Consider the following 12632-nt stretch of genomic DNA (forward strand, 5'->3'; position numbering starts at 1 on the left):
GGTATGAAGAGCTTTTTTTTGATGCAATAGAAGTGATTAAGCCAACTCCATCTTCAAAAACTTCGCCGTGTGGCTGCCTTTTACCTGGGCAACCACTTCGGGTGTACCTTCGGCAATGATCTTGCCACCGCCGTTACCGCCTTCAGGACCCAGGTCAATTACCCAGTCGGAGACTTTAATCACGTCAAGATTATGCTCGATGATGAGTACCGTATTACCCTTGTCCACGAGCTTTTGCAGAACGTTCAACAGGTGTTCAATATCCTGGAAATGCAAACCCGTGGTTGGTTCGTCGAGGATATACAGCGTCTTGCCCGTATCTTTTTTCGAGAGCTCTTCGGCCAGTTTCACTCGCTGGGCTTCGCCACCCGACAGCGTCGTCGCCTGCTGGCCGAGCGTCAAGTAACCCAGGCCTACTTCTTTCAACGTCTGTACTTTGCGTAGAATTTTAGGCTGATTTTCAAAAAAATCAACGGCCTGCTCGACGGTCATATCCAGCACGTCCGAAATGGATTTTCCCTTGAAGCGTACCTCCAGCGTTTCGCGGTTGAAGCGTTTGCCCTTACACACTTCGCAGGGGACGTACACATCCGGCAAAAATTCCATTTCAATTTTCTTCATCCCGGCCCCTTCGCACCCTTCGCAGCGACCGCCCTTGACGTTGAAGCTGAAGCGACCCGCCTTGTACCCGCGAATTTTTGCTTCGGGTAATTCTGAAAACAGGGTACGGATGTCGCTGAACATCCCCGTGTAAGTTGCCGGGTTCGAACGCGGCGTCCGACCAATCGGTGACTGATCGACTTCAATCACTTTATCCAGATGCTCCAGACCTTCGACGGCCTTGTAAGGCATCGGCTCGCGTTTGGAGCGATAAAAGTGGTGATTCAGAATCGGGAACAAGGTTTCATGAATGAGCGTGCTCTTGCCCGAACCCGATACCCCCGTAATCGAAACCATGGTGCCGAGCGGCAGCTTCAGGGTTACGTTTTTCAGGTTGTTGCCATTGGCTCCCGCAATTTTCAGCGTTTTGCCATTGCCTTTGCGACGTTCGGCGGGAATCTGAATGGTACGACGACCGCTGAGGTAATCGGAAGTCGTCGATCGGTTTTCGAGAAATTGCTGGGGTGTCCCGTGACCCACGACCGAACCGCCGTGACGACCCGCTCCCGGACCAATGTCCACCAGAAAATCCGATTCGAGCATCATGTCTTTATCGTGCTCAACGACCAGAACCGTATTACCCAAATCCCGTAAATCTTTGAGCGACTGAATCAGTTTGACGTTATCACGCTGGTGCAGACCGATGCTCGGTTCGTCCATGATATACAGAACGCCGACCAGCTGCGTACCAATCTGGGTGGCCAGACGAATCCGCTGGGCTTCACCACCCGACAGACTCCGCAGGGGCCGATTGAGCGTCAGATAATCCAGACCAATATTGAGCAGAAAGCCAATCCGCTTCCGGATTTCTTTCAGTACTTCTTTTCCAATCACCCGTTGCCGATCGCTCAGGCGATCTTCCAGACCCATCGTCCAGGAAGCCAGCTCCGAAATCTGCATGTTCGCCAGCTCGGCAATATTTTTATCATCAATCTTGAACCAGAGGGCTTCTTTTTTCAGACGGGCTCCCTGACATTCCGGACAGGCTTTGATGACCATGAAATCCTTCAGCCAGTCCTGAATCTTATCCGATCCGCTTTCCTGTTGACGTTTCAGGAAGTTGATGATGCCTTCGTACTTGGTATTCCACTCCGTACCCTCGTATTTTTTCGACGGTACTGGAACGGGTTCGTCCGAGCCGTACATCATCATTTCCATCGCTTCGGGCGGAAACTTTTCAATCGGCGTCGTCAGACTCACCTTGAAGGGTTTGAGCAGAACTTCCAGTTGCTTGAAAATCCAGAGTTCGCGGTACTCGCCAATGGGTGCAATAGCCCCCCGGCTGATACTCAATTTCTTATCCGGAATGATAGAATCAATCGTAATCTCTTCAATGACACCCAAACCTTGACAGGTGGGGCACCAGCCGTAGGGCGAGTTGAACGAAAACGCATTGGGGGCGGGCTCGTCGTAACTGATTCCTGACACGGGGTCCATCAGGTTTTTGGAAAACCAGCGGGTCTGGTCCTGATCGTCCTGCAACAGCATTAGGCCTTTACCCATTTGCAGGGCTTTCCCGACGGACTGACTCAGGCGGAAACGATCGTCGTTTTTAGGAATGAGCCGATCGATTACTACTTCGATGTCGTGAATTTTGAAGCGGTCGAGCTGCATCTTCGGAACAATGTCCTGAATCTCACCATCGACCCGAACTTTCGTATAGCCCTGTTTGGCGATCTGTACGAAGAGTTCGCGGTAATGTCCTTTCCGGCCCCGTACAATGGGAGCCAATAAAATCGTTTTCCGGTTGTCGTAATCCTTCAGAATCTGATCAATGACCTGATCCTGCGAAAACTGAACCATTTTATCACCCGTTACGTAGCTGTAGGCCTCACTCGCCCGGGCGTAAAGCAAACGCAAAAAGTCATAGATTTCGGTAGTGGTTCCTACCGTAGAACGGGGGTTCTTGGACGTCGTTTTCTGCTCAATGGAAATGACGGGCGAAAGACCTTCAATTTTATCGACATCCGGCCGTTCCATTGAACCAATGAAGCCCCGGGCGTAGGCCGAAAAGCTTTCCATGTAGCGTCGCTGCCCTTCAGCATAAATGGTATCAAACGCCAGCGACGATTTTCCCGAACCGCTGATGCCAGTAATGACGACCAGCTTGTTGCGGGGAATGGTTAAATCAACGTTTTTGAGATTGTGCTCACGGGCACCTAAAATTTCAATGAGTTCCTGACCGGCGGGCTCGGTGGATATGGTGGGAAGCTTAGTTTCTGCCATGAGTTTGTAACAACGTAAAAACAAGTAAAGTTACCGCTTTTGACTTTTTTTTCAGTGGATAAAAAGAAACCGATGCCATGAAACGAATACCTTCGTAGGTTCTTAAAATTTTTTATTATCTAAACGAGTCTAAGTCGCTGTTTTTTCGCTTAGCTACGTAAGGATAAGCCGTTAACGAACAGAACCGCTGCATCTATAGGCTACTATGAAACACCTCTTTGTACCCATTTTGGGCTGCTTTTTAAGTCTGTCTAGTCTTGCTCAACAAGCCCCCAAGCCCTACGGAGCCTTACCTTCCGCTCGCCAGTTGAAGTGGCACGATACAGAAATGTACTGCATTGTACACTTTACGCCTACAACGTTTGAAGACAAGGAGTGGGGGTACGGTGATGCCGATCCGAAGACGTTTAATCCCTCGAATTTTAGTGCGGAACAAATCGTAAAATCGGCCAAAGCAGGCGGATTTCGGGGCATTGTATTCGTCGCCAAACACCACGATGGTTTCTGCCTCTGGCCGACCAAAACCACTGACTACAACATCAGTAAAAGTCCCTTCCGCAACGGAAAAGGCGATATGGTGAAGGAAATGGTGGACGCCTGCCGGAAAAACGGTATGAAAATTGGCCTGTACTGCTCGCCCTGGGACCGTAACAGTGCAGCCTATGGAACCGATAAATACCTGCCCATTTATCAGGCCCAGCTCAAGGAATTGTACACGCAATACGGTGAGTTGTTTATGTCCTGGCATGATGGTGCCAACGGCGGCGATGGCTACTACGGTGGGGCCCGCGAATCCCGGAAAATCAATAATCTGACGTATTACGACTGGGACAACACCTGGCAGATTACCCGGAAACTACAACCCAATGCCAACATTTTCAGTGATATAGGCTGGGACGTCCGCTGGGTAGGCAATGAAAAGGGTTTTGCTAACGAAACGTCCTGGGCAACTTTTACGCCTACGGCGGCGGATGGGAAAAGCAAAGGCGTACCCGGCAACGCCAATGACTACGACGCTCCGACGGGTACACGAAACGGAGAGAAATGGATTCCGGCGGAGTGTGACGTACCCCTGCGACCGGGCTGGTTTTATCACGCGAGTCAGGATGGGAAGTCTAAATCTCCGCAGCAGTTGCTGGAACTGTACTATAAAAGTGTGGGTCGCGGAGCCGCGTTTGATCTGGGTCTCTCGCCTGATAAACGCGGTCAGTTACACGGAGACGACGTGGCCATTCTGAAAAGTTTCGGTGAAATTCTGAAGAAGACTTTTAGCAAAAACTGGGCCAATACGGCTCAGGTAACGGCTACGGGTGGCCGGGGCTTTGCGGTAAAAACCATGCTCGACAACAACCGCCAAACCTATTGGGCCAGCAAAGACGACGTAACGACGCCGGAACTGGTCCTGAGCTGGTCGAAGCCCGTTTCATTCAATGTGCTGAGTATTCGGGAGGCCATCGCTTTAGGCCAGCGAATCGAGGAGTTTGCTCTGGACGTCTGGGAAAACGGGGATTGGAAAGAAATCCACCGGGGCACCAGCGTAGGAGCCTTGCGGCTGGTACGCTTGCCGAAGTATCATACCACGGAAAAAATCCGCGTTCGGATTACGAAATCGCCCGTAGCAGTAACCATCAGCGAGTTGGGTGTCTATACGGAACCCGAGCAATTACTCGCTCCGACGGTTCGCCGGGATCAGAAAGGAACCGTGACGATCAGTTCGCCCGTATCCGTTCGGGAAATTCGGTATACGCTGGATGGGTCGGAGCCGAAAGCGACTTCGCCCTTGTATAGTGAAGCGTTTGCGTTACCCCAGGCAGCTACGGTGAAAGCACGGGCGTTCGGCGAGGCCCAGAGCGGTCCGGTAACGACGGTAGATTTTGATATGCCTTCCACCAAATGGAACATTGATCAGAAAGCGGATAAGGCTATCGATGGGGATCCAACGACCGTATGGACTTCGGCCAAGGATGCTTCTTACCCGCATACGCTCACGCTTGATTTAGGTGAAACGCTCGGACTGAAAGGCTTTACGTACACTCCCGACGCTTCGGATCACCGCAGTGGCACGGTTTACAAATACCGGGTGTACGTATCGACCGATGGTGAAAACTGGGGCCAGCCCGTTGCGGAGGGACAATTCGACAACATTCAGAATAACCCGCTCGAACAACGCGTACGCTTTAAGCAAACAGTGCCGGGACAATTCCTGCGGTTTGTAGCGGTAGAGTCTACGAACGGAAAGGAAACCTGGGCTCGCGTGGCCGAGCTGGGCGTGATTACCAAATAAGTCATCCGGACAAATCCGTTGCGGCTTCGAGTTAAAATCGAAGTTTCCGCACTATATCAACTGAAAACGCTACACTGAAAAATAGTCAAGAAACACATGAATCGTAGAGATTTTATTCAACAGTCGGCCCTGGCGGGTGCGGGAATGATGCTTCCGTTTACGGGTAAGGCGGCGGCGGCTTTCCCGGAAGTACGGATTGCGGCCAACAAACGCAATTTTACCAGCAAAGCCGTAGAAGCTACTATCCAGCGAGTACAGAAAATGATCGGGGATGAGGAGCTGGCCTGGCTGTTTGGCAACTGCTTCCCCAATACCCTCGATACCACGGTTCATTACAGCGAAAAAGGCGGCAAACCCGATACCTTCGTGATTACGGGCGACATCGACGCCATGTGGTTACGCGACAGTACGGCTCAGGTATGGCCGTATCTCTCGCTGGTGAAAGACGATGAGCCGCTGCGGAAACTGATTGAAGGAGTGGTTCGTCGTCAGACCAAATGTATCCTGATTGATCCGTATGCGAATGCCTTCTACAACGGCCCTGGCCACAGCGAGTGGTATTCGGATAATACGAAGATGAAGCCTGAACTGCACGAACGGAAGTGGGAAATCGATTCCCTGTGCTACCCGGTTCGTCTGGCGTATGGCTACTGGAAAACGACGGGGGATACGAGTCCGTTTGATGCAGATTGGAAACAGTCCATCCGCATGATTATCCAGACGTTCCGTGAACAGCAGCGGAAAGAAAATCGCGGTCCGTATACTTTTACCCGTAAAACGGCCTGGGCTACGGATACCGTTCCCGGCAATGGCTATGGCAACCCGACCAAACCCGTAGGTTTGATCACGAGTATTTTCCGTCCTTCGGATGATGCCACGATTTATCCGTTTCTGGTACCGTCGAATTTCTTTGCCGTAGCGATTTTGAAACAGGCAGCGGAAATCAGTCAGAAAATTGGTGACTCGGCTTTGGCAACGGAGTGTAAAACGCTGGCGACGGAAGTCGAGCAGGCGTTGAAGAAATACGCCATTGTAGAGCACCCGAAGTTTGGCAAAGTATTTCCGTTTGAAGTAGACGGCTTTGGCAATGCTCTGTTTATGGACGATGCCAATGTACCGAGTCTGCTGGCTCTGCCGTACCTGGATTCTGTATCGGTGAAAGATCCGATTTATCAGAATACGCGAAAACTGATTTTAAGCGATTCCAACCCGTATTTCTCGAAAGGAAAAGCGGGCGAGGGAATCGGTAGTCCGCACACGCTGGTGGACAGTATCTGGCCGATTGCGGTTACCATGCGGGCGTTGACTTCCCAAAGCGACGCGGAAATCCGGGCTCAGCTGAAGCAGCAGAAAATGACGCACGCGGGTACGGGCTTCATGCACGAATCGTTCAACAAAGACGACGCGAATAACTTCACCCGTAAATGGTTTGCCTGGTCAAATACGCTCTTCGGTGAATTGGTACTGAAGGTGGCGAATGAACGTCCCGCGATTTTGAAGGGGGCTTTGTAGGCTTTTGTGGGTAGGGCCGGGCCATGGGTTGCACCCATAGTTAATCACAGTAAACCCCTTCGTGGGTTGGGAATCCCCAACCCCGAAGGGGTTTACTACGAATAGCCCCGTATGAAATGCGGGGAATTAACCCGGTTTCGTTGGGGCACTCCTCCCCGGGTTGCACCCGGGGCTATTTATATTGAACTCCTTCGGAGTTTTTTCTAGTTATTCAACGGTGGTCAAGACGGATAAGAATCCTCTTAACATTGCTCTTATGGATCATTCTTCTGTATATGAGCACCTTTACCCAGATTTTATATCAGATTGTCTTCAGTACCAAACATCGTGAACCGACGCTGACGCGGGAGAATCGACCGTTGCTATTCCGCTATTTCTGGGGCGTTCTTCAACGGAAGAATTGTCGTTTATACCGAATCAACGGAGTAGAGGATCATGTGCATATCCTGACGCATATTCATCCTTCCGTAGCTCTGGCCGATTTGGTTAAAAGTCTCAAGCTGGCTAGTTCGGAGTACATCAAAGAGCAAAACCTGTTTAGAGACTTCCGGGGCTGGCAGGTTGGATACGGAGCATTTACGTATTCGCAAAAAGAGAAAGAGGTGTTGATCGCCTACGTGAAGAATCAGGAGGAGCACCACCGCTTGAAGACCTTTCCCGATGAACTCCGGGACTTACTCCAGGAACACGGCATTGCATTCGACGAAAGATACTTGTTATAACTCCGGAGGAGTTCAACATCCTTAGCCCCGGGTACAACCCGGGGAATCGGGCAAGATTTAATACTTAATCCGCACCCGAATCGTATGCGGAGCGGGCTGATTCCCACCAAAGTACAATCCCGTTTTGTAAGCAAACTTCTTGTTGTGATTGAATCGTACGGGCTCACCGTCCATGACCCGATATTCCTTTCGACCGTAATCAATTTTAATACTCAGTCGAGTGGGTTGATTAATGGACGTTTCGCCGACTTTGAAGGCCGTGCGTTGGCCGTCCACGTACGCATAACAACCCAGATCAATTTTCTGCGTTTCCGGATTCCACCGCCAGGCTACCCGAGCCCCGTCTACCTGATGCGGTGCTGAACCTAAATCCTGATTTTTGGATCCGACAAAGCCCAGCCCAATCACCTTATTCCAGTCATGCTGATCGACACTCTGTAAATCATAAATACAGGTACTGTCGAAAGTAACGGTGGCCGCCACTTCCCGAGGCTGATCAAAATGCCCGTTTTGCGTTTAAAAATCGGTTCATGACTAAACGCTTCAATCACCACCCACTCCGGATCAGAAAACAGAAAGTCGGGGACACAACCCTGAAAAAACAGTCCTACCCATAACAGGCTCACGTAACAGAAGAAACGACTGGCGTACGAACGAAGAAGCATACGGGATAATTTGTAAAAGCTTAACGGTATGGGGTTACAAAGTTGGTATACAGTACAGGCAATAATTCGGAGGAAAGCGATCATTCGAAACGAAAACGTACGTAGAATGACTCAGCAAAGTAAGTCAATCCCCCATATACTTTTGATAGGGGGATTTTTTTTCTTAACCCATTTCATCTTCGTATATGAGCTTCAGGCTCAGGAATTGTATCCCGTTTCCCTGCCCGATCGTTCTTGGCACGGCGAGCAACGGGCTTTACGGTACCGCCCCGACGGTAAAGATTTCGTCATAGTCAATGGCAAGCGAAGGTTTACCCGAGCCCTATACGGAACCAACACGGCTTTTCGGGCCGAAGCGGGCGATCTGCCCGAGTTTGCTCTGTATATGCCAGGGATGGGCGGGAATCTGAAATTTGGCCTGGTGAAAGGCTCAGTCAGTAAATGGATGAATGACGCAGACACCATCACGGCCCGGTACCGACCCGGCTCGATGTTGTATGAAATCAAGGATGCACTTTTAGGACCGGGAACGCTCGAACTAACCATCTTGCCCTTAGCCGACGCAGAAGGAATCATCGTCAAGGCTCAGTTCAAGAACGTATCGGATGATCTGGAACTAGGCTGGACTTTCGGCGGAGCCAGCGGGAAAAAATTCAGTCGCAACGGCGATATGGGTCCCGATCCGGAATCAAGCTTTTACCTGAAGCCGGAATATTGTACCGATAATCGCTTCACCATTCAGAAAAATACCTTCGCCCTCCGGTACGGTTCCGGACTGCCCGTACAATCTACTTCTACTGAAACAGCCAAACTCAAAAAAGAACAGACTCTACTCGGCTTCGTGCCGGCGGCTTCTACGGTTCAACTATCCGATGCTACGCAACAAGAGTCTCCGTTGCAACTGGCTAAATCCCAGGCGGCGGCCTCACCCGTACTGACGGGTCGAGTGAAAGGAAATGAGCCGCTGTACTTTGCTTTGCAGAATCCGGAAAGTAAAGCAGAACTGGTATATGCAAATGCCGCGACTCTTTTTGCCGAAGCCGAGATCGCCCGAAAAAAAGTAGCGAATCGCATTCAGGTCAAAACGCCTGATCATTACCTCAATACCGTTGGCGGTGCCCTCAGTATCGCTTCGGATGCCCTCTGGGAAACGCCTTCGTATTTGCACGGAGCCATCGGCTGGCGGATTCGCCTGAATGGCTGGCGGGGAGCGTATACGGCCGACCCCCTGGGCTGGCATGACCGGGCACGAACGCATTTTCGGGCCTACGCTCAATCGCAAATGACTGCACCCGCTTCCGGACCGAGCGTACCGGATACGGCCAATCATCTGGCTCGCCAGCAGGAGAAACTGGGGAATGCGGTGTTTACAAGCGGCTATATCAGTCGTGATCCGGAGGGGAAATCCATTCGTCCGCACCATTACGACATGAATCTGGTGTACATCGACGCTCTGCTCTGGCACCTGAACTGGACGGGTGATCTAACCCTCGCCCGGGAGTTATGGCCCGTCATCCAGCGGCATCTGGCCTGGGAAAAACGCAACTTCGATCCCGATGGTGACGGTCTCTACGATGCCTACGCGGCCATTTGGGCCAGTGATGCCCTGCAATACAGCGGTGGAGCCGTTACGCATACCTCGGCGTACAACTACCGGGCGAATCGGATGGCCGCCACGCTGGCGAAGCTATTGGGCGAAGATGCGAAACCCTACGAACGGGAAGCTGAAACCATTCATCGGGCCATTAACCACGTTCTGTGGATTCCCGAAAAGGGTGTATACGCTGAATTCCAGGATGCCATGGGCCTGAAGAAACGCCACGATGTTCCGGCCTTATGGACGATCTACCACACCATCGATTCCGACGTGCCCGATGCTTTTCAGGCCTACCAGAACTTACGCTACATCGATACCCAGATTCCGCACATTCCAGTACGGGCCAAAGGGCTCAGCGACGAAGGCTTCTATACGATTTCAACCAGCAACTGGATGCCGTATGAGTGGTCCATTAATAATGTAGCTTTAGCCGAATCGGCTCATACGGCTCTGGCAAACTGGGAGGCGGGGCGTACGGAAGAAGCCTTCAAACTCTGGAAAAGCGAATTGCTGGCATCGATGTATCTGGGGGGAAGTCCCGGAAACTTTGTTCAGATTTCCCATTACGATGCCAATCGTGGGGAAGCCTATCGGGATTTTGGGGACCCGGTCGGTATCAATTCCCGAACACTTGTGGAAGGCTTGTTCGGTATCGTACCGGATGCCTTGAATAACCGGCTCCTGATTCGTCCGGGCTTACCCAAAGCCTGGCCGTACGCATCCCTGGAAATCCCGGATTTATCGTACGACTTCAAGCGAAACGGCCTGACGGACGTATACACCCTGAAACCCCGGTTTTCGAAAAAACTGGATTTGTGTGTACGGGTAAACGCCTTACGGGACGGGATCAAACAAATCACCATCAACGGAAAGAAAGTAACCTGGAAGATGGTACCCGACGCCATTGGTCAGCCCGTAATCGAAATCAACAGTCCTGCACAGGACTCGTATGAAATACGCATAGAGTGGACGGGAAATGATTTTAAGTCCATTCCATTACGCGATACCTACGCTCAGGGTACCGCCCAGACCATTCTATTTCCCGGAACTCTCATTCAAAAGATTTTTGACCCGCAGGGAGTCTGGCAGAATGTACAAACGAAGGGACATACCCTGCGTGCAACGATTACTTCCAAATCCGGTTCGCGAACGGCCTTTGTCCAGTTAAAACAGGGACAGCTGACCTGGTGGCATCCGGTTTGTTTTGAGGTACAGGAACGGCTATTACTCGTGACTCAGTCGGCACAGACAGCCTTTCAGCTAAAAAATCACACGGATCAAGCCATGGAGCTGCAGTACACCGTTCGGGGTATATCCGCGGAAGTAAAACTGGAACCCAGAGGATTGTCTGAACCAATCCGGATTCCGATAGGCCAGCTTCGTCCCGGTACCAATCCGATAACGATTCAAACCAATTCAGGCGAGCGTTTCTCCCTGACACTAACTAACTGGGAGGCAGCCTTGCCGGAATCTTCTCAGGAACCGGTATCGCTCACACCGTACTTCAACGACCGGGTAACGCAGATTTTCAGGAATCAGTACCTGTCGCCCCGACCGCAAACGCCTACGCTGCAACTGCCCACGCAGGGCATTGGCGAATGGACGCACCCGCTGTTGATGGCAGAGATCGACGACTCGGGTTTACGTCAGCACCTCGCTCAGCACCAACACACGCTTACCTTGCCGCAGGGAATTCGGTTTCAGTCGCCGGGGGAGGGGAAAAACATACTTTTCGTTTCCCGCTGGGACAATTACCCAACGGAGGCTCGACTGCCTGTCACCGGCCGGGCTTCGCATGCGTACCTGCTTCTGGCGGGTTCGACCAATCCCATGCAGAGCCGGATTGAAAATGGTTTGCTGGAAATCAGTTATACGGACGGTACTGCGGAGCGACTAGTACTACGCAATCCTGAAAACTGGTGGCCCATCGAAAAAGACTATCTGGACGATGGCTTTGCCTTCTCAACCGGGGCCGTACATCCACCCCGCGTACACCTGAAAACGGGCGAAGTCGTCTACGGTGAAAAACTCGACAAGTACAACGGCAAGGAAATCGAAGGCGGAGCGGCTACGGTACTGGACTTGCCGCTCAATCCTTCCAAAACGTTGAAAGAACTCAAACTTACGGCCTTAGCTAACGATGTAGTGATTGGATTGATGAGTGTAACTTTGGTACGGCCCTGATAGGTGCAGCGTACGGTTCGTTTCTCAAACGTTTATAACCGTTCGAAGAGTAGTTGAATCAGAACGGGAAACACTGTTCCGACCATTGCAGAGGTTCGGGTAAGGGTTCATTACTGAATTCCAGATGAATCACCCGGCGTCGCTGCTGATTGGTAGTACGATTGGACGCGTGCAGTAAGAGCGGTTTCATAAGCATCACGGCCCCCGATGTTACCGGACAGATTTCTTCCATTTCCTGCTGCCAGTCAATGGCTTCGGGTCGGTACACACCTCTGCGATGCGATCCCGGAATTACTTTCAGGGCTCCATTCGATTCAGTCGTATCATCCAGGTGAATACGAATCGTTAGGTTATTTTCCAGGATTGTCAGCGGAGGCTGTACGGCAAACTGATTTTGCTTCACCGTCCAGGGACCGAAGCCTTCCCGATCTATTTTCTGATCCACAGAAATGGTTAAGTCCTGATGATAGGCAACAAACCAGTTCGACTGTTCGGGTTTATCAAAATAGATGGACTTGACGAGGAAAGCATTTTTGCCCAATAGTTCCTGTACTAAAGCATTGAAAGCGGGCTTGAACAACAGAGGCTGTAAGTCAGGTATTTCCTTTAGAAACTGCCGGATGGCAAACAGATCAGCCGTTTTGCGGAAGGTTGGTTTCGCCGGATCTACTTCCGATACGTGCCGCAGAATCGCATCGATTTCCGCGGCGTTGAAAAGAGGCTTGGTAATGGCGTATCCCTTATTTGCCAGTTGCTGTTTCAGCGAGGTGTATTCCATTGGT

General features: G+C 51.3%; 7 protein-coding genes. 4 read left to right on the forward strand and 3 right to left on the reverse strand.

The genetic code is table 11. The annotated features are described in order from the left end of the window. Positions 1-36: 36 nt before the first annotated feature. Positions 37-2886, reverse strand: a complete 2850-nt coding sequence (uvrA, locus tag BWI97_RS13470; protein ID WP_102201352.1) for an excinuclease ABC subunit UvrA — start codon at positions 2884-2886, stop codon at positions 37-39. A 205-nt stretch (positions 2887-3091) separates the two neighbouring features. On the opposite strand from uvrA, the gene BWI97_RS13475 reads away from it, so the two are divergent. The 3 genes from BWI97_RS13475 (at position 3092) to tnpA (ending at position 7404) form a co-directional block, all read left to right on the forward strand. Next, a complete protein-coding gene (locus BWI97_RS13475) occupies positions 3092-5170 on the forward strand; it encodes an alpha-L-fucosidase (protein ID WP_102201353.1) in 2079 nt (692 codons plus the stop codon). A 96-nt stretch (positions 5171-5266) separates the two neighbouring features. Continuing rightward, entirely contained in the window at positions 5267-6682 is a 1416-nt protein-coding gene (locus tag BWI97_RS13480; RefSeq protein ID WP_102201354.1) for a glycoside hydrolase family 125 protein, read from the forward strand. Positions 6683-6957: 275 nt separating this feature from the next. Next, positions 6958-7404, forward strand: a complete 447-nt coding sequence (gene tnpA, locus BWI97_RS13485; protein WP_102201355.1) for an IS200/IS605 family transposase — start codon at positions 6958-6960, stop codon at positions 7402-7404. Between the two features lie 57 nt (positions 7405-7461). On the opposite strand, the gene BWI97_RS13490 is transcribed toward tnpA, so the two are convergent. Next, entirely contained in the window at positions 7462-7887 is a 426-nt protein-coding gene (locus BWI97_RS13490; RefSeq protein WP_233207844.1) for a hypothetical protein, read from the reverse strand. A 324-nt stretch (positions 7888-8211) separates the two neighbouring features. Between BWI97_RS13490 and BWI97_RS13495 the strand changes: the two genes are divergently transcribed. Then, a complete protein-coding gene (locus BWI97_RS13495) occupies positions 8212-11850 on the forward strand; it encodes a DUF4450 domain-containing protein (RefSeq protein ID WP_158242753.1) in 3639 nt (1212 codons plus the stop codon). A gap of 58 nt (positions 11851-11908) precedes the next feature. Here the strand turns inward: BWI97_RS13495 and BWI97_RS13500 are convergent, their stop codons facing one another. Next, positions 11909-12628: a phytanoyl-CoA dioxygenase family protein gene (locus BWI97_RS13500; protein WP_102201357.1), complete on the reverse strand. Its 720-nt coding sequence runs from the start codon at positions 12626-12628 to the stop codon at positions 11909-11911. Between the last annotated feature and the right edge of the window lie 4 nt (positions 12629-12632).

This window comes from Siphonobacter sp. BAB-5405, from assembly GCF_002872335.1.
Lineage (GTDB): Bacteria > Bacteroidota > Bacteroidia > Cytophagales > Spirosomataceae > Siphonobacter.

What these genes read in the sequence shown, in the direction of transcription:
- uvrA (WP_102201352.1), bottom strand. Translation starts at nt 2,886, where the DNA reads ATGGCAGAAACTAAGCTTCCCACCATATCCACCGAGCCCGCCGGTCAG.
- BWI97_RS13475 (WP_102201353.1), top strand. Translation starts at nt 3,092, where the DNA reads ATGAAACACCTCTTTGTACCCATTTTGGGCTGCTTTTTAAGTCTGTCT.
- BWI97_RS13480 (WP_102201354.1), top strand. Translation starts at nt 5,267, where the DNA reads ATGAATCGTAGAGATTTTATTCAACAGTCGGCCCTGGCGGGTGCGGGA.
- tnpA (WP_102201355.1), top strand. Translation starts at nt 6,958, where the DNA reads ATGAGCACCTTTACCCAGATTTTATATCAGATTGTCTTCAGTACCAAA.
- BWI97_RS13500 (WP_102201357.1), bottom strand. Translation starts at nt 12,628, where the DNA reads ATGGAATACACCTCGCTGAAACAGCAACTGGCAAATAAGGGATACGCC.